The organism is Haloarcula sp. DT43, from assembly GCF_037078405.1.
GTDB classification, from domain to species: Archaea; Halobacteriota; Halobacteria; order Halobacteriales; family Haloarculaceae; genus Haloarcula; species Haloarcula brevis.
Window position 1 is genome coordinate 1 of sequence record NZ_JAYMGZ010000007.1, and the last position, 16179, is coordinate 16179.

The following is a 16179-nucleotide window of genomic DNA, read 5'->3' on the forward strand; positions in this document are numbered from 1 at the left end:
GACCAGCCCGCGCCGCCGACGGCCCAGGCCGCCTGGCAAGCCGCCGAAGTCGCCGGCGAGAACCTGGCTCGCGCGGTGCGCGGCCAGCCGCTGAAGACGTGGACGCACAAGGACAAGGGGACGGTCGTGTCCGTCGGAGAGAAAGCGGTCGCCCACGACGTGATGAACGTGCCCATCGAAACCTTCGGCGGACTGCCGGCGAAGCTGCTGAAGAAAGCCATCGCCGCCCGGTGGATTAACGACGTGACCGGGGTGGGTCGGGCCGCGAAGGCCTGGCCCGACATGTAGGGCCTTCTTAGGTCACTCCCTCTCCTCGCGGCGCTTCGCACCGCTGTGGGGAGCGGGTTCGCAAAACCCTACGCTAAAACCGACCTTCTCGCTCCCGCTGGTCGCGAGAAGTGAAACCGCTTGCCGTCGGCGAGTGGTATGCCGGCTCTACCGCACCGCCGAACGGCTTCCTGTGGGGCGCTACCAGGCCGATTCCAGCACGCCGACGATATCGTCGCGGGTGGGGTCCAGCTTCGGCGGGGCGTTCGCCATGAACGAGTCTTCGAGGACGGCGTCGGCGACCTCGGGGAACGCCTCGCGGTCGGGGCCGGCGACGTCCCGGAGCCGCGTGGGGAGTCCCAGCGCCGTCACCACGTCACCGACCTGGTCGACGACCGCACCAGCGGGGTCGTCGGCGTCACCGACGCCGAGCGCATCGGCGAGTAAGTCCCGCCGCCCGTCGACCTGCTCGAAGAGATACGAGAGCACGTGGGGGGCGACGACTGCATGGGCCGCGCCCTGCTGAACCTCGTAGGTCCGGGTCAGCCCGTGACCGAATGCGTGGAGCACGGAGAGTGTCGTCCCGTCGGCCCGCGCGATGCCGTACTGGACGAGCATGACGCCCTGCGCCAGTGACTGATACACCCACGGGTCGTCGTCGCCGTCGCCGAACGCACGCAGCCCCGTGGCGAAGCGGCCGAGTCCGTGCGACGCTGTCGCGTCGGTTATCGGCGTCGCGGTGGCCGCGTACAGCGTCTCGATGCCCTTGTCGAAGCCGTTCATCGCCGACGCGGCGAGAACCGACCGGGGCGTCGTCGCAATCAGGTCGGGGTCGTAACAGACCGCTGTGGGCATCAGGTCCGGGTCGCCGACGCCGCCGCTGGCCGGTTCGTCAACGGGACAGGTGTCGGGATGGGCCGTTACCCCGGCGACGATAGAGAGGTCAGCCCCCGCCAGCGTCGTCGGGACGGCCACAATCGCCGGCAGGTCCGCTTCGGGGACGGCTATCGTGCCGGCATCGACGAGGGCCCGGCCGACGGCGGCGGGGTCGCGGTCGGCGGCCGCGAGGATGCTTATCGTCTTCGCAACGTCGAGACTGCTCCCGCCGCCGACGGCGACGAGACAATCGGCGTCGACCTCACGGAACCGATCGAGCCCGTCGTAGGCGGTGCCGAGCCGCTTTTCCGGCGTCGTCTCGGCGAAGACGCCCGCCAGTCGGTCACCGAGGCCCTCCCGAACGGGCTCCATCACGGCCGGCGTCGCACCGACGGTTTCGCCACAGACGACCAGCGCACGGTCGTACCCCTGCGCGTCCAGTTCCGCACCCAGCGACCGTGCGGCGTCGGGGGCGTACCGGAGCGTCGCGGGGTCGTACTCGAACCGAAACGGGGCATCGAGGTCGCCGGCGACCGGTGTGTCGGCCATCGTTGTGACACGTTCGGCCCCGCTCGTCTTTAGGCCTTCAGGTCGCCAGCGCCGCCGTTCGACGGTAATCGGGCCGGGAGCCCGCTCTCGGTCCGGCCCGCTACTGGGACTCCATGCCGGCCATCCCGTCAATAAGCGGGTCGAGGTCGTCGAGCGCCTCGGCGAGCGCGCCGACGCTGTCTTTCCCCCGTCGGTCCGGGTTGGCGAGAACACGAACCGGCTGGGTTCCGAGCGAGACGAACCCGAGGTCGAGTTTCGCCGCTGTTGCGCGGAGACCGAGGCCCGCGTCCGCGTCGCCCGCCAGGACCTTCCGGGCGGGGCTCTCGTGGGCCTTCGTCGTGAGTTCGTAGCCGTCGATGGCGTCGGCGACGTCGGCGCGACCGAGGCCCCGTTCCTCGCCGACGGCGTCGAGCGCGTCGTCGAAGCTCCGGCGGAGTCCAGAGGCGGTGTCGCGGTTGACGAAACGGTAGTCGCCGTCGACGAGGTCGTCGAGGTCGGAGATGTCGGTCTCGGCGTCGACGACCAGCCCCCACTCGCGCCGCCAGCCGCCGATGTCGGTCGCCTCGTGGTCGGCGTCGGTCGGACCCGCGACGACGGCGACGTCGGGCACGCCGTTGCCGAGGCGGCGGACCCCCTCCGTCGACCCGAGCGGGAGATACCGCGGCCGGTCGATTGTGTCGAGCAGGCGCGAGAGGAGCGGGTCGTCCTCGCCCATGCCGAGCAGCGTCGGCGGCCTGACCGCGGGGGAGAACAGCGTCACGTCGACCGTCTCCCCCTCAGCGAGGTAGTCGGTCCCCGGCGGCACGTCGACGAAGCCGTCGGCGTCGACGAGGCTCGTCGTCGCGCCGCTGCCCTTGTCGACGGGGTAGACCAGCAGCGACCCCGCCCCGTCCTCGACCAGCCCGGCCGGCATGAGGCGTCTGCGCCCCTCGCCGTAGCGTTCCTGGACCGCCATCGTCCCGGACACCGTCGCGGTCTGTGGCGGGTCCCGTCCGGCGGCGTCCCGAACCGCCGGCGCGACGAACGTCTGGAAGATGGTCAGCGCCGACACCGGGTACCCCGGGAGGCCGACGTACGCCGAGTCGCCGATGGTGCCGACGAGCATCGGCTTGCCGGGCTTGACCGCGACGCCGTGGAGGCGGAGTTCGCCCCGCTCCTCGATGACGCGGTAGATGACGTCGACCGCGCTGGCGCTGGTCGACCCCGAGGAGAGGACGAGGTCGCACTCGTCGGCCGCCTCGTGGAGCAGCCGCTCCATCTCCGCGTAGTCGTCGCCGGCGTGGGGGTACAGCACCGGCTCGCCGCCGGCCTCCGCGACCGCGCCGGCCAGCGTGTAGCTGTTCACGTCGTAAATCTGGCCGGCGGCGCTGTCGAGCGGGTCCCCGGGCCGGACGAGTTCGTCGCCCGTCGAGAGGATGCCGACCTGTGGTCGGCCACGCACCGGCACCTCGTCGACGCCCAGCGCCGACAGGAGGCCGATTTCCCGCGGTGTGATTCGCGTTCCCGGGCCGAGCGCGCGCGCCCCGGCCGCGATGTCCGCACCGGCGAGCATCACGTTGTCACCGGGCGCGACGGACGTGCGTATCTCGACGCCGTCGTCAATCTCGGTCGTCCGCTCGACCATCACGACGGCGTCGGCCCCGGGCGGCATCACCGCCCCGGTGGATATTTCGGCGACCGCGCCCGGCTCGACGGTCACGTCGGGCTCCTCGCCCGCGTGGACCTCGCCGGCGACCGACAGGGTCACGGGGTCGGCCTCGTCCGCGCCGAAGGTGTCCCTGGCCCGGACCGCGTAGCCGTCCATGCTCGCGCGGTCGAAGCCGGGCACGTCGATGTCGGCGTCGACCCGCTGGGCGAGGACGCGGTCGCGGGCGTCGGCCAGCGGGACCGTCTCGGGGTCGGGGTCGACCTCCAGGCCCGCGACGACCTCGTGGGCCTCCTCCGGCGAGGCGAGGTCGCGGAACTCGCGGCGGTCGCTCACTGCGACCACTCCCAGTCCTCGACGGTCACGGTGTCGCCGGCGTCGTAGCCCTCCACGGACTCTGGCACGACGACCCAGCCGTCGGCGAGCGCGACGCTGGAGAGGACGCCCGACCCGCTGGCCCGCGTCGGCGTCGCGGTCGGGCCGTCCCCCTCGTGCAGTTCCACCCGCGCGTAGGTCCGGGTCCCCGGCTCGCTGGCTATCTTCCGCGTGAGTTCGGCCGCGGTCGTCGGCGGGCCGGTCGCCGGGAGGTGGCCGGCACGGCGGAGCGCCGGCCGGAGGAACTGGACGGCGTTGACGATGCAGGCGACCGGGTACCCCGGGAGCATGAGAACCGGCGTCCCCTCGACCACGCCCAGCGCGACCGGGTGGCCCGGCTTCAGCGCGACGCCGTGGACCAGCACCTCGCCGAGGTCGTCGACGACCTCCGGGAGCAGGTCCCGCTCGCCGACGGAGGAGCCGCCGGTCGTCACCACGAGGTCGTGGTCCAGGTCGTCGCTGATGGCCGCCCGGAGCGCGTCGGCGTCGTCGGTGACGATGTCCCGGTAGGTCGCGTCCCCGCCCCAGCGCTCGACGTACTGGGAGACGGTCTGGCCGTTCGTCTCGATGACCTCCCCCGGTTCCGGGTCGTCCTGTACCAGCTCCTCCCCGGTCGGAATCACGCTGACCGTGGGCCGCTCGTACACCTCGACGGCGTCGTTCCCGACCGATTTCAACAGCCCGAGGTCCGACGGGCGGAGCCGGTGGCCGTCCGCGTACAGCGTCTGGCCCTCGGCGACGTCCTCGCCGACGGGCGCGACGTTCTCCCCGCCCGCGACCGCGTCGAAGACGGTGACGCTGTCGCCGGTCACCTCGGTCTCCTCGACCATCACGACGGCATCGGCCCCCGCCGGGAGTTCGCTGCCCGTGTGCACGCGGGTCGCCGTGCCGGCGGTCACCGCCTCGTCGACCCGGAGTGACGCCGGCGACCGCTGGCTCGCGCCGAAGGTGTCCTCGGCCCTGACGGCGAAGCCGTCCATCGCTGCCCGTCGATAGTGGGGTACCGCTCGCTCGGCAGTGATTGCCCCCGCGACGACGCGCTCGTCGGCGTCGCCGAGCGGGACGCGCTCGGTCCGTTCGTGTGGGGACACTGCCTCCAGCAGCGTCTCCCTGGCTGTCGTCACCGGCGTCCGGTCCTTGAACCCGGCCGACTTTCGGGACTCGTTGCTCATGTCGGTACGAATGGGCGGCACACCAAAAAGCTCGCCAGGTTCAGGGGGCTCCGGCCGGAAGGGACCGTATGGCCGAGCCGGACCTGCGCTGTCGCCTCTGTGGCCGGGAACTCGCCACGGGCCTGGTCGCCACCGACAGCCGCCACTGCTGTCTCAACGCCACCCCTATCGCCGGCACCTGTCCCGAGCACGGTCCCGTGGGGCCACACCACGCCGTGGAAGACTGACGCGGCCCGCCGCCACGGAGGTTCAAGTGCGGGGACGGGACCACGCCCCGGTATGTTCCCGGGGACGCCCGCCCTCGACCCGATGGCGACGCTCGCGCTGCTCGGCGCGGTCGGGGCCGGAGTCGGACTGGGCACGCTCAGCGGGCTTGTTCCGGGGTTGCACGCCAACACGTTCGCACTTTTGCTCGCCGCGGCGGCGAGCAGTCTGCCCGGGCCTCGACTCTACGTCGGCGCGGCGATGCTTGCGGCCGGGGTAACACACACCTTCCTCGACGTGGTCCCGGCGCTGGCGCTCGGCGTGCCCGACCCGGCGATGGCGGCCAGCGCGCTCCCGAGCCACCAGCTAGTCATCGAGGGGCGGGGCCGGGAGGCGCTTCGTCTGTCGGCGCTGGGGAGCGGGCTGGCCGTGGTGTTCGCGGCCCCCCTCGCGGTCCCGCTCACGCTGGTGATGGAGCGGGCGTACCCGCTGCTCCGGCCGCGGCTCCCGGTGGTGCTCGCGGTCGTCGCCGTCCTGCTCGTGGGCACGGAACGCGGCCGCCGACAGCGGGTCGGTGCGGCGTGTTCGCTCGCCGGGAGCGGGCTGCTCGGCGTCGCCTTCCTCGACGCGCCGGTGGCCGGAGCGTTGCCCGTCTCGGACGTGTTGGTCCCGCTGTTTTCGGGGCTGTTCGGCGCGCCGGTGCTCCTGGCCGCCATCGAGGGGGAAGGGGTCCCGCCACAGGCCGACGCGGCGGTGACGACGCCGCCCCGAACCGTCGCAGTTCTCGCGGGCGTCGGGACGCTCTGTGGCGGCGCTGTGGGCTACATCCCCGGGGTTTCCAGCGCCATCGCGGCTACGCTGGCGCTGGGCCTCGTCGCCGACCGGGGGCCGCGGGCGTTCGTCGTCACGACGAGCGGCGTCAACACGGCGACGGCGGTGTTCGCGCTGTTCGCGCTCGTCTCGCTCGGGACGCCCCGAACCGGCGTCCTCGTCGCGCTCGACCGGGCCGAGGTGCCGCTCGTGCTCCCGGCGCTGCTCGCTGCGGTCGCCGTCGCCGCCGTCGCTGGTGCGATACTCGTCCCAACACTGGGTGACCGCTACCTCCGGGCCGTCGGTCGGGTGGACCAGACGGCCCTCTCGCTGTCGGTGGTCGCGGTCCTCGTCGGCCTCTCGGCGCTCTTTGCCGGCCCCGTGGGCGTCGGCGCGTTCGGGGCGGCCACGCTGGTCGGGCACCTCCCGCCGCGGTTCGGGTCCCGCCGGGCGACGCTGATGGGGGTGTTGCTCGTCCCGCTGGCGCTATAGGTAGCCCCGCTGTCGGAAGTGGCCGAGCAGTATCACGACGATGAGGGCCATGCCGACCATCACCGCGGGGTAGGCGAACGTCCAGCCCAGTTCCGGCATGTTGTACGGGCTGTCGGCGAAGTTCATCCCGTAGACGCCGACGACAAAGGTTAGCGGGATGAAAATCGTCGCGACGACGGTCAGCACCTTCATGACCTCGTTTGTCGACTGGGACACCGTGTTCAGGTAGATGTCCCGCGCGCCCGAAACCAGGTCGCGGTAGGTCTCGGTCAGGTCCACAATCTGGACGAGGTGGTCGTAGACGTCCCGGAAGTACTTCTCCGTCTGTGGCTGTATCTGCTTTGGGTCGCCACGAGCGAGGCTGCCGACGGCCTCGCGCGCGGGCCAGGCCTGCTTGCGGAACGACAGCAGGTCCCGTCGAACGTCGTTTATCTTCTCGATGGTCGCGCTGTCGGTGGAGACGGTGACCTCCTCCTCTATCTCCTCGATATCCGTCTCGATGTCGTCGAGCAGGTCGAAGTAGGCGTCGACGATGACGTCGACGACGCGGTAGGCGGTGAAGTCCGGGCCGTGCTGGAGCAGGCGCTCGTCCCCCCTGCGGGCGGCGTCCATCACGCGCTGGACCGGGCGGGCCTCGTCCAGGCCCAGCGAGACGACCCAGTCGTGGCCGACGAACACGCCGACCGGGCTGGTCGTCACCTCCTTCTCGAAGGTGGTCTCGCCGGGGGTGAGCCGTATCGTCTTCAGCAGGACGAAGGTGTAGTCGCGGTACTCCTCGGTCTTGGCCCGAGCGTCCCCACGGAGGTCGTCGATGGCGAGCGGGTGGAGGTCGAAGGCCGACTGGACGGCGCGTATCTCCTCGTCGGTCGCCTCTGCGGCGTGGACCCACGTCGTCCCCGCGGCTTCGCGGGCGGCCCCGAGGTCGTCGTAGGGCTCGGCCGTCTCGTCGGCGTAGACGAGCGCGGATATCACGCCCCGCCCTCCGTCTCGTCCGAGCGGCCGACGGCCAGCAGGGTCATCCCGGCGAGCAGCGCGGTCACCGAGAACGCACGGCCGGGGTACGGCACCGCGACGCCCGCGGCGTAGCCCGCCAGGCCGGCGACGGTGAGCCCCAGACCCAGCGCCAGGACGGTGTTCATGGCCCAGCAATCGCCGCGCCCGATAAAAAGCGTATGGCCGAGGCCGACGGTGTCCGAGGCCGGACCGCCCCACCGCGGAGCGAAGCGACGGTCAGTCGCCGCCGTGCCGGAGGCCGGACAGCAGGTCGTCGACGGCGTCGGCCTCGTCGACGGTCTCAGGGTGGACGGCGACGCCGATGACGATGTCGCCCTCGTGCTGGAAGCTAACGAGGTGAATGCGGACGTCGAGTGACTGGCCCGCCACCTCGGTCGTGCCGGTGTACTCGCTGACCCGGCGGTCCGCACCCAGCGCCCGGACCGTCCGGTTCCCGGCCAGTTCGACGTCGTCGATGCTACCGGTCTGACCCCGGACCGCTTCGAGGACTCGGCGGTTCGCCCAGTCGGAGGCGGGGTTGAGCGTCTGGCCGGCGACGGTCGCGCTCGGAATCGAGACGACGACGAACCGCGACAGCTCCACCACTTCGACGCCCAGGAGGGAGCCGCTCCGGGTGTACTGTCTGCGCTCGGTCACGAGCCGCACCGTCCGGTCCTGCCCGGCGACGCTCACGTCGCGGGTCACGTTCGTCTGCGTCGCGTTCTGGAGTTCGTAGCCGGTCGAGTCGAGCGTACTGTCCGAGACGGTCGCGGGCGAGGCCTCGAAGGTGACCGTCTCACCGGTGATGAGCCCGACACAGCCGGATGTCACGAGAAGGAAAGCCACGGCGACGGGGAGCAAGCGGCGTACCATCTACTCCCACGAACTGTCCGGTACGGGAAAACGTTTTGTGGCCGCGGGGCAGATCCGTCGGGGGCGTCAGCCGAAGATGCCCCGGACGACGTCGGCGACCACGTTAATCGCGTACCACTTGACGCTGCCGACGAAGCCGAGACCGGAGACGCTGATTTGGCCCGCGGTGACGGCATTCTTGAACTCTACAGTGGGGTTGTTCGACCCGATGACTCGGTCCATCGTCGCCTTGTCCGTGTTCATCTGGATGGTCGCATCGTCACGGGTGCCCAGCGTCAGTTCCTGCATCTGAAGCTCGTCGTTCATGCTGAACGACACGGACGCTTCGGTTCCGTTCGCGGGGTCGTCCACCACGAGGTTCACCTTCTCGCCTTGCAACTGACCAGCTATGAAGCCGAAGTCCTCCGGGTCGACGTTCGCGTTGTACGTCTCGACCATCGGTCCCATCCGGTCGAACATATCGACCGCCCAGTCGGGCTGGTCGCTCTGTGCGGCGACGGGGGTTGCGACCGCACCGGCCGCGGCGACGACGAGGACGAGGGAGAGGACCACCCGAGTGAGAGCGGCAGTAGTTGGTACGTATTTCATAACGAATATCTAAACGTTCGAATAGTATATAAAGACGTAGTGAGGCGTGCTAGAACGGCCTTAGTCAGCTTTCTGACGAAGAAGTGTCAGATACGATAGGTCGGCCCGTCGTCGGTGTCCTGGACCTCGACGCCGAGGGCTTCGAGTTCGTCCCGGAGTTCGTCGGCCCGCTCGTAGTTCCCGGCGTCGCGCTCCTGCTCGCGGACGCGCAAGACCAGGTCGACCACGTCGCCGGCCAGCGACACGTCGCCGCTGTCGTCGTCGCCGAAGGACAGTCCGAGGATGCCGCCGCCCAGTTCCTCGAACGTCTCGACGGCCCGTCGGAGCGCCCGGTAGTCGTACTCGTCGCGGCCGTCGACGTGCGTGTTGACCGCGGCGGTCAGGTCCAGCAGTGCGGTCGTCGCCTCCCGCGTGTTGAAGTCGTCGTTCATCGCGGCCTCGAAGTCGTCTCGGGTGGCGTCGACGGCGTCCCGGAGCGCCTCGTCGGTCACCTTCGCGTAGGCCTCCACGGCGTCGCAGGCCGCCACCGCGCGCTCGTAGCCCCGCGAGAGGCGGTCCCAGCGCTCCTCGGCCTCCGCGACGGTCTCGTCGCTGTAGGTCGCCCGCGAGGTGTAGGCCGTCGACAGCAGGAAGGTCCGGAGCACGTCGGGGCCGAACTCGTCGACGGCGTCCGCGACGGTGAAGTAGTTGCCAAGCGACGAGGACATCTTCTCGTCGTCGGTCTCCAGCAGGCGGACGTGGAGCCAGTAGTTCGCGAACTGCTCGCCGGTCGCGGCCTCGCTCTGGGCCACCTCGTTCTCGTGGTGAGGGAACACGAGGTCCTGCCCGCCGACGTGGATGTCGATGGACTCGTCCAAGTGCGTCATCGACATGGCCGAGCACTCGATGTGCCAGCCCGGTCGGCCTTCGCCCCACGGCGAGTCCCACGTCTGGGCGGTCCGGCAGGCCTCCTCGGCCGGTGCGGCCTCGGGGTGCTGGTGCTCGGCGATGTCCTCGGGGGCGACGCCGCCGGCCTTCCAGAGCGCGAAGTCGGCGGGGTGGCGCTTCTCGCCCTCGCTCTCCTCGCCCTGGGATTCGATGTCCTCGACGGACTGGTTCGAGAGCTTGCCGTAGTCCTCGAAGCTCGTCACGTCGAAGTAGACCGAGCCGTTGGCCTCGTAGGCGTGGCCGCCCTCGACGAGGCGCTCGACGAGGTCGATGATTTCGGGGACGTGCTCGGAGACGCGGGGGTACACCTCCGCCCGGCCGAGGTTGAGCGACCGCATGTCCTCGATGACCTGCCGGACGTAGTGGCGGGCCACGTCGGCCTCGCTGTCGCCGTCCTCGCCGACGCGGGCGACGATCTTCTCGTTGACGTCGGTGAAGTTCTCCACGTGGTGGACCTCGTAGCCCAGGTGGTCGAGCCAGCGGGCCATCACGTCGACGTGGACCCAACCGCGCGCGTGGCCGAGGTGGGGCGGGTCGGAGGTCGTCAGCCCGCAGTAGTACAGCAACACGGAGTCGGGGTCGCGCGGCTCGAAGGGCTCTTTCTCACCGGTCAACGTGTTCGTCACGCGAAGCGTCATTATCGGGGGGAACTGCGTCCGCCCGCTTTAAGCCGTCGGAAGGCGACTCACCCCTGCACCACCGCCTCGACCACCCGGAGCGCGTCCGGCCCCGCACGGCGACGCACGACCACGACGAGCGCGTCCCCGGTGACGCCGGCGGCGTCGACCGCGACGTCCGCTGCTCGCAGGCGACCCAGCACCTCGGCCAGCGCCGGCGGCGAGAGGTCGCCGGTGGCGACGATACCCGTCAGGGAGCCAGCGCCCTCTGCGAAGGCGGCGTCCCCGACCTGAAGGACGGCGTCGGTCGTCTCGGCCCGTCCCAGCCCGCTCTGCATCGAGACGCGAGCGTCGCTGTCGTGGGCCGGGTGGTCGTCCAGTTCCTCGGCGAACCGTCGGAGGGCGGTCGCGACGGCCTCCGCGTCGCCGTCGACGTCGAGCGTCCGCGCGGCGGCCGTGTAGTTGACGACGCCGGCCCGGAGCGCGTCGTAGAGGAACGGGCGCTCGCGGACGGCGTCCCTGGTCGCGGCGGCGAGTGACATTGGCGTCGACCACGCCCGGCGCGGGCAAAAGTCGTTCCATCGGTGACGGCGTGGGTAGCGGCGCCGCGCCGTCCGGCTATACTCGCCGGACAGGCGCGCTCCCCCCTCAGAACTACGGGCCCACTCCCAGCGAGTGAGAACAGGGGGAGGGGTTTGTCACCCTCGACGCCCACTCTCTACACGAGGGAAGGACAATGGCGATTGCACAACGAGAGCGGCAGACGTTCGGACAGCCCCTGGGAGCAGCGGAGCGTGTCGTCGGCGGCATCGTCGTCGCTGCCGGCGCGCTGGGACACGCCGCACTGCTTGTGGCCGCCGGACTGTTGTTCTACGTACTCCTGTTCGGGCTGTGACCGGATGAATCGGGTGGCAACCACACGGTCTCCGAGTTCGACGCCGACCAGCCCGTCGGCTATCCGGACGGGCCAACGAAGGCCATAAGGACGGTTCGCACCAACTGACCCGTATGGACGAAGCCCTCGTTATCGCGGCCCACGGCTCCCACCTGAACGCCGAGTCGAGTACGCCGACCTACGACCACGCGGACACCATCCGGGCGACCGGCGCGTTCGCCGAGGTCCGCGAGTCCTTCTGGAAGGAGGAACCGTCGTTCCGGGAGGCCCTGCGGACCGTCGACGCCGACGAGGTGTACCTGGTCCCGCTGTTCATCTCGGAGGGCTATTTCACCGAGCAGGTCATCCCCCGAGAGTTCCGTCTCGACGACTGGGATCCGGAGCTGTGGGACTCCGACGGGACGAGCGCCACGCACGCGACGCTTTCCGCCGCGGACACGGGCCAGACGGTCCACTACTGCGGCCCGGCGGGTACCCACGACGCGATGAGCGACGTCATCGTGCAGCGCGCCGAGTCCGTCACTGGCGACCCCGACGTGGGCGAGGGGTTCGGTCTCGCGGTCGTCGGCCACGGCACCGAGCGCAACGAGAACTCCGCGAAGGCCATCCAGTACCACGCCGACCGCATCCGCGAGCGGGGCCGCTTCGACGAGGTGCAGTCGCTGTTCATGGACGAGGACCCCAAGGTCGACGACGTGGCCGACTACTTCGAGAGCGACGACGTCGTCGTCGTCCCGCTGTTCATCGCCGACGGCTTCCACACCCAGGAGGACATTCCCGAGGACATGGGGCTGACCGACGACTACCGGACCGGCTACGACGTGCCGACCACCGTCGAGGGCCACGACATCTGGTACGCCGGCGCAGTCGGGACGGAGCCGCTGATGGCCGACGTGGTGCTCGAACGGGCCGCCGACGCGGGCGCGGACGTGAGCGCCGCCATCGCACAGGTACGCGAGGAGACCGGCGGCGCGAAGCCCGCGACCGGGGACTGAAGTCGCCGCCGGGCCGAAACCGACGAGGCCGCCGCTGGCTGGCCGGAACCAGCCGACTTTTGCCGACCGAGTACCGTCTTCCGGTATGGACGGCGAGTACGTGGACGCGCTGGTGGCAACCGCCCCCGATGGCATCGCCTTCGACGACCTCCACGTGACCCACGGGAGCGACGGGTACACGTTCCGGACGCCGGACGTGGACCGCAGCGGCATCGACGAGGAGACGCTCCGGACGGTGGCGGCGTCGCCGTACGCCCGGAACTGGTACTTCTGGCACGCCACCGCCCCACAGAAGGCGGACCGCTGGGCGTTCCTCCGGTGGCTCGAAGGCGCACAGCAGCGGGACGTGGCCGAGCGCTACGACGCGCTCGCCGACGGCATCGCCGCGACCTGGGGGGAACTCCATCTGACCGTCTCCCGCTCCGACGGGGAGCGGACCTACGGCGTCCGGCACCGCGCCGACGCGGACGTCGGAACCAGCGCGCTCGACACGTACGACGACCCCCTCGACGCGCGCGAGATAGCGAAACACGACGACGACGGCGACTACCGACCACTCAAGACCGCACCGTCGCTCCGGACCGGCTGGGCGTTCCCCGAGCTATCGGCGAGCGAGTTCGTCACGACGGTCGACGCGTTCTACCCGGCGACCATCGCGAACTGGCACCGAGAGCGGGAGGGCGACCTCGACGTGACTCACTGGCGGGAGACCGTCGACCGCCAGACCGGGATTTACGGCGTCGTCAGGACCTGGGACCGCGGCGACGGCCACGAACACGTCAACTGGGTCGCCGAGGCCTGCTGTGACGACTCCCAGTGTCTCAAGCGCCGGGAGTGGCAGTACGACGACGAGACCGACCTCGACGTCGACGGGGGCTCCGGGGCGTTCCCCTGCCGGGAGCCCTGCTCGCTGGTCATCGCCGGCGCGCGCAAGTGGACGAAACTCGAAGGCGAGCAGTCCCGGACCTACGAGTTCGAACTCACGCCGAGCGAGAAAGAGCAGCTAGAGGACATCATCGACGCCGTGGCCGACGGCGAGGCCGAGGATATCCGCGAGGCGGACATCTACGAGGGGGCCAACCGGTATCGCGCACGATTCCTGCGGGCGAAACTGTTCGACGACGAGGGGAACCTCGGCGGCGTCGAGACGGAGTAACGCTCAGGACGAACGGGCGGCGACGACAAACAGCCCCAGCACGACCGTGACCGCGAGGACCGCGCCGACGGCCAGGAGCACGTTCTCGGTGAGCACCAGCGCGATTAGCCCCGCTATCAGGGCCGTGAAGCCGCCGGCCGCCAGTATCGGTCCCGGGAACAGGTCGTCGAAGGCGGGCTCCGACGCCGTCGGCTTCGGCTGTGGTTTCGAGAGTTCCTCGTCGACGATGACTGGGTCGTTGTCCGTTCCACCCTCCGGAATATGCACGTCGACGTACCGCGTCTGAGCACCGTAGGCCGTCACCACCTTGAGCTTGCCACGGACCGGCCCGTCGCCGTGGACGGTCACTCTGACCAGCCGGTCGGTCTCGGCCCGTACGTGGTGGTTCGTGGCGTCGAGGGATGCGACCGACGACAGCGCGTCGTCGAGGTGGAGATGGACGTGCAGCGCCTCGCCGTGGTTGTGTAGCTGTACGTCGAAACTCCCTGTCGCGTCGAACTCCGTCGGTACTTCGAGGCTATGGATGTCCGTCCGGTTGAGGTGAACGGGCAGGGAGTCAGGCACGGACGTGACTCCGCGGGGCGAGGAAAAAAAGGTTCAGGCCGGCGCTTCGTCGCGCATGTCCGGCGGGAGCAGGTTCGGGATGCCGTCCTCGATGGGGAACGTCTCGCCACACTCGGTACAGACGAGCTCGCCCGAGATTATCTCGCCGTCGTCGCGCTCCGTCACTTCGAGGTTGAGGTCGTGTTTGTCCAGAGGGCAGCAGATAATCTCCATCAGGTCCTCTTTCATACGTTCGGCCAGGACCGGCGGTCGCAAAAGTCTGCCGCTCTTGCCGTAGCTATAGTCCGTTCGAGGGAGAAGCCAGGGGAACGAGCGCCCGTCAGAACGGCTGTTCGCGGACGATGGTCTCGCCGCGACCGGGGCCGACGCCGATGGCGTAGGCCGGCGTGTCGAGTTCGTCCTCGATGTACTCGATGTAGGCCTTCGCGTTCTCGGGAAGTGCGTCGTAGCCCTCGTCGGCGACGGTGCCCCAGTCGGCTTCGGGCCAGCCGTCGAACGACCGGACGTTCGCCTCGCAGCGCGCCCACTGCTCGGTGGTCGCGGGCATCGACGCCAGTTCCTCGCCGTCGAGCGTGTAGGTGTGGCCGACCTTCACTTCGTCGAGGCCGGCGAGCACGTCGAGGTGGTTGATGGCGATGCCGGTGAAGCCGGAGACACGGGTCGAGTGCCGGAGCATCGGCAGGTCAAGCCAGCCGACTCGGCGCGGCCGTCCGGTGACCGTGCCGTACTCGCCGCCCTCCTCGCGGATGTAGTTCGCCAGCTCCTCGTCGTCGCCCTCGCCCTGCTCGTCGTAGCCGGGCGTGTCGCCGACGACGCCGCCGAGTTCGGTCGGGAGCGGCCCGCTACCGACGCGGGTGAGGTAGGCCTTGACGATGCCGACGACTTCGCCGCCGCCGACGACGCCGGGGCTGAGGCCGGTCCCGGTCGCCGCGCCGCCAGCGGTCGGGTTCGAGGAGGTGACGTAGGGGTAGTTCCCGTGGTCGATGTCGATTATCGTCCCCTGCGCGCCCTCCAGCATGACGTTTTGGCCCTCGTCGATGGTCGCGCTGAGGAAGGCACCCGCGTTGACCGTCATGTCCTCGGCCTCGAAGCGGCGGCCGAACTCGCGGAACTCCTCGAAGATAGCGTCGACGTCGAAGGCGTCGGGGTCTTCCAGGTCCTCGACGTCGAGGCCGTAGACGTCCTCGACGACGGCCCGCTTCTGGGGGACGACGTAGTCGAGGCGCTCCCGGAGCACGTCCGGGTCGAGCAGGTCGCCGACGCGGACGCCGCGCCGGCCGGCCTTGTCCTCGTAGGTCGGGCCGATGCCCCGGCCCGTCGTCCCGACTTCCTGGTCCGTCTCGCTCTTTACCTCTTCCTCGATGCCGTCGAGCACGCGGTGGAAGGGGAGAATGACGTGTGCTCGTTCGGCGATGCGGACGTCCGGGTCGAGGCCGCGTTCCTGGAGCGTGTCTATCTCGTCGAACAGCGTTCGCGGATTGACGACGCACCCGTTTCCGAGTACGCCGACCTTGCCGCGGATGGCTCCGCTCGGAACCAGCGAGAGCTTGTACTCCTCGCCCTCGTGGACGACGGTGTGGCCGGCGTTGTCGCCGCCCTGATAACGCGCGACGACGTCCACGTCGTCGCCGTACAGGTCGACGATGCCGCCCTTCCCTTCGTCGCCGAGCTGTGAGCCGACGATGGTTACGGTCATCGCACGCACCTTCCAGCCACCGTGATAAACAGATTACGGTCCGCACGTCACGCTCGTGACCAGTACCCATGTGAACCGTTACGACGGTTTTAAGACACCCCTGTTCGAACGTGTCAACGTTGTAGCGGCCGGCCGAGGGAGAACATTTAAATACCACAACCACAAGTTAACAATTGCCATGATAGACAGGCTTGAGAAGGAAGTTGACATGCTGGAGCGCCACTTGCAGGTGCTTCGCATGGTTATCGAGAACGAGCCTATCGGTATCGTGAAGATGTCCAACGAGACCGGCTACCCGCACCACAAGGTGCGCTACTCGCTGCGGGTTCTCGAAGAGGAGAACCTCATCGAGCCCTCCAGCCAGGGTGCCATCACCACCGAACAGACCGGTGAGTTCGTCGACGACCTCGACGAGAAAGTCGACGAAATCATCGACAAGCTCGAAGGTATGAAGATCGAAGACGCGGCCGAAATCGAAGGCTAAG

At 69.6% G+C, this 16179-nt stretch carries 18 protein-coding genes and 1 pseudogene; 7 read left to right on the top strand and 12 right to left on the bottom strand.

Going from position 1 to position 16179, the window contains the following annotated elements:
• Window positions 1–288: pseudogene (locus VI123_RS18645) on the top strand (NAD(P)/FAD-dependent oxidoreductase); the annotation flags it as partial.
• 180 nt (window positions 289–468) lie between these two features.
• Here VI123_RS18645 and VI123_RS18650 read toward each other — a convergent pair.
• The 3 genes from VI123_RS18650 to VI123_RS18660 form a co-directional block, all read right to left on the bottom strand.
• The gene (locus VI123_RS18650; protein WP_336339579.1) at window positions 469–1692 is read right to left on the bottom strand and encodes an iron-containing alcohol dehydrogenase family protein; all 1224 of its coding nucleotides are present in this window, start codon (window positions 1690–1692) and stop codon (window positions 469–471) included.
• Between the two features lie 100 nt (window positions 1693–1792).
• Entirely contained in the window at window positions 1793–3673 is a 1881-nt protein-coding gene (locus VI123_RS18655; protein ID WP_336339580.1) for a molybdopterin biosynthesis protein, read from the bottom strand.
• Complete coding sequence (locus VI123_RS18660) at window positions 3670–4884, bottom strand: molybdopterin molybdotransferase MoeA (RefSeq protein WP_336339581.1); 1215 nt, start codon at window positions 4882–4884, stop codon at window positions 3670–3672. The genes VI123_RS18655 and VI123_RS18660 overlap by 4 nt, the downstream gene beginning before the upstream one ends.
• 68 nt (window positions 4885–4952) lie before the next feature.
• Here VI123_RS18660 and VI123_RS18665 point away from each other — a divergent pair, with 68 nt between their 5' ends.
• Complete coding sequence (locus VI123_RS18665) at window positions 4953–5111, top strand: hypothetical protein (RefSeq protein ID WP_336339582.1); 159 nt, start codon at window positions 4953–4955, stop codon at window positions 5109–5111.
• A gap of 52 nt (window positions 5112–5163) precedes the next feature.
• On the top strand, window positions 5164–6390 hold the full coding sequence (locus VI123_RS18670; RefSeq protein WP_336339583.1) for a tripartite tricarboxylate transporter permease: 1227 nt from the start codon (window positions 5164–5166) through the stop codon (window positions 6388–6390).
• Here VI123_RS18670 and corA read toward each other — a convergent pair.
• The 6 genes from corA to VI123_RS18700 all read right to left on the bottom strand — a co-directional run bounded on the left by corA (window position 6385) and on the right by VI123_RS18700 (window position 10930).
• Window positions 6385–7362: a magnesium/cobalt transporter CorA gene (gene corA / locus VI123_RS18675; protein ID WP_336339584.1), complete on the bottom strand. Its 978-nt coding sequence runs from the start codon at window positions 7360–7362 to the stop codon at window positions 6385–6387. The two genes, VI123_RS18670 and corA, sit on opposite strands and share 6 nt — an antisense overlap.
• Window positions 7359–7529, bottom strand: coding sequence for a hypothetical protein (locus VI123_RS18680; protein ID WP_336339585.1), 171 nt, complete (start codon window positions 7527–7529; stop codon window positions 7359–7361). Before VI123_RS18680 ends, corA begins: the two co-directional genes overlap by 4 nt.
• Window positions 7530–7620: 91 nt before the next feature.
• Window positions 7621–8256 (bottom strand): DUF6517 family protein, encoded by a 636-nt coding sequence (locus VI123_RS18685; protein WP_336339586.1) that lies wholly within the window; start codon window positions 8254–8256, stop codon window positions 7621–7623.
• Window positions 8257–8322: 66 nt separating this feature from the next.
• Window positions 8323–8844, bottom strand: a complete 522-nt coding sequence (locus VI123_RS18690) for a hypothetical protein (protein WP_336339587.1) — start codon at window positions 8842–8844, stop codon at window positions 8323–8325.
• 86 nt (window positions 8845–8930) lie between these two features.
• On the bottom strand, window positions 8931–10409 hold the full coding sequence (cysS, locus tag VI123_RS18695; RefSeq protein ID WP_336339588.1) for a cysteine--tRNA ligase: 1479 nt from the start codon (window positions 10407–10409) through the stop codon (window positions 8931–8933).
• Between the two features lie 47 nt (window positions 10410–10456).
• On the bottom strand, window positions 10457–10930 hold the full coding sequence (locus tag VI123_RS18700; protein WP_336339589.1) for a DUF7523 family protein: 474 nt from the start codon (window positions 10928–10930) through the stop codon (window positions 10457–10459).
• Window positions 10931–11124: 194 nt separating this feature from the next.
• On the opposite strand from VI123_RS18700, the gene VI123_RS18705 reads away from it, so the two are divergent.
• From VI123_RS18705 to VI123_RS18715, 3 genes are all read left to right on the top strand, one after another.
• Window positions 11125–11283 carry a hypothetical protein gene (locus VI123_RS18705; protein WP_336339590.1) on the top strand — a complete coding sequence of 53 codons (159 nt, stop codon included), beginning with the start codon at window positions 11125–11127 and terminating at the stop codon, window positions 11281–11283.
• A 113-nt stretch (window positions 11284–11396) separates the two neighbouring features.
• Window positions 11397–12278 carry a CbiX/SirB N-terminal domain-containing protein gene (locus VI123_RS18710; RefSeq protein WP_336339591.1) on the top strand — a complete coding sequence of 294 codons (882 nt, stop codon included), beginning with the start codon at window positions 11397–11399 and terminating at the stop codon, window positions 12276–12278.
• Window positions 12279–12363: 85 nt separating this feature from the next.
• Complete coding sequence (locus tag VI123_RS18715; protein WP_336339592.1) at window positions 12364–13434, top strand: DR2241 family protein; 1071 nt, start codon at window positions 12364–12366, stop codon at window positions 13432–13434.
• 3 nt (window positions 13435–13437) lie between these two features.
• On the opposite strand, the gene VI123_RS18720 is transcribed toward VI123_RS18715, so the two are convergent.
• The 3 genes from VI123_RS18720 to VI123_RS18730 all read right to left on the bottom strand — a co-directional run bounded on the left by VI123_RS18720 (window position 13438) and on the right by VI123_RS18730 (window position 15694).
• Entirely contained in the window at window positions 13438–13998 is a 561-nt protein-coding gene (locus tag VI123_RS18720) for a DUF7524 family protein (protein ID WP_336339593.1), read from the bottom strand.
• 33 nt (window positions 13999–14031) lie between these two features.
• On the bottom strand, window positions 14032–14226 hold the full coding sequence (locus tag VI123_RS18725; protein WP_336339594.1) for a methytransferase partner Trm112: 195 nt from the start codon (window positions 14224–14226) through the stop codon (window positions 14032–14034).
• Window positions 14227–14317: 91 nt separating this feature from the next.
• The gene (locus VI123_RS18730) at window positions 14318–15694 is read right to left on the bottom strand and encodes an adenylosuccinate synthase (RefSeq protein WP_336339595.1); all 1377 of its coding nucleotides are present in this window, start codon (window positions 15692–15694) and stop codon (window positions 14318–14320) included.
• A 178-nt stretch (window positions 15695–15872) separates the two neighbouring features.
• Between VI123_RS18730 and VI123_RS18735 the strand changes: the two genes are divergently transcribed.
• On the top strand, window positions 15873–16178 hold the full coding sequence (locus VI123_RS18735) for a hypothetical protein (protein WP_004516266.1): 306 nt from the start codon (window positions 15873–15875) through the stop codon (window positions 16176–16178).
• Window position 16179 lies beyond the last annotated feature (1 nt).

What these genes read in the sequence shown, in the direction of transcription:
- VI123_RS18650 (WP_336339579.1), bottom strand. Translation starts at nt 1,692, where the DNA reads ATGGCCGACACACCGGTCGCCGGCGACCTCGATGCCCCGTTTCGGTTC.
- VI123_RS18660 (WP_336339581.1), bottom strand. Translation starts at nt 4,884, where the DNA reads ATGAGCAACGAGTCCCGAAAGTCGGCCGGGTTCAAGGACCGGACGCCG.
- VI123_RS18665 (WP_336339582.1), top strand. Translation starts at nt 4,953, where the DNA reads ATGGCCGAGCCGGACCTGCGCTGTCGCCTCTGTGGCCGGGAACTCGCC.
- VI123_RS18670 (WP_336339583.1), top strand. Translation starts at nt 5,164, where the DNA reads ATGTTCCCGGGGACGCCCGCCCTCGACCCGATGGCGACGCTCGCGCTG.
- VI123_RS18680 (WP_336339585.1), bottom strand. Translation starts at nt 7,529, where the DNA reads ATGAACACCGTCCTGGCGCTGGGTCTGGGGCTCACCGTCGCCGGCCTG.
- VI123_RS18685 (WP_336339586.1), bottom strand. Translation starts at nt 8,256, where the DNA reads ATGGTACGCCGCTTGCTCCCCGTCGCCGTGGCTTTCCTTCTCGTGACA.
- VI123_RS18690 (WP_336339587.1), bottom strand. Translation starts at nt 8,844, where the DNA reads ATGAAATACGTACCAACTACTGCCGCTCTCACTCGGGTGGTCCTCTCC.
- cysS (WP_336339588.1), bottom strand. Translation starts at nt 10,409, where the DNA reads ATGACGCTTCGCGTGACGAACACGTTGACCGGTGAGAAAGAGCCCTTC.
- VI123_RS18700 (WP_336339589.1), bottom strand. Translation starts at nt 10,930, where the DNA reads ATGTCACTCGCCGCCGCGACCAGGGACGCCGTCCGCGAGCGCCCGTTC.
- VI123_RS18705 (WP_336339590.1), top strand. Translation starts at nt 11,125, where the DNA reads ATGGCGATTGCACAACGAGAGCGGCAGACGTTCGGACAGCCCCTGGGA.
- VI123_RS18710 (WP_336339591.1), top strand. Translation starts at nt 11,397, where the DNA reads ATGGACGAAGCCCTCGTTATCGCGGCCCACGGCTCCCACCTGAACGCC.
- VI123_RS18715 (WP_336339592.1), top strand. Translation starts at nt 12,364, where the DNA reads ATGGACGGCGAGTACGTGGACGCGCTGGTGGCAACCGCCCCCGATGGC.
- VI123_RS18725 (WP_336339594.1), bottom strand. Translation starts at nt 14,226, where the DNA reads ATGAAAGAGGACCTGATGGAGATTATCTGCTGCCCTCTGGACAAACAC.
- VI123_RS18730 (WP_336339595.1), bottom strand. Translation starts at nt 15,694, where the DNA reads ATGACCGTAACCATCGTCGGCTCACAGCTCGGCGACGAAGGGAAGGGC.
- VI123_RS18735 (WP_004516266.1), top strand. Translation starts at nt 15,873, where the DNA reads ATGATAGACAGGCTTGAGAAGGAAGTTGACATGCTGGAGCGCCACTTG.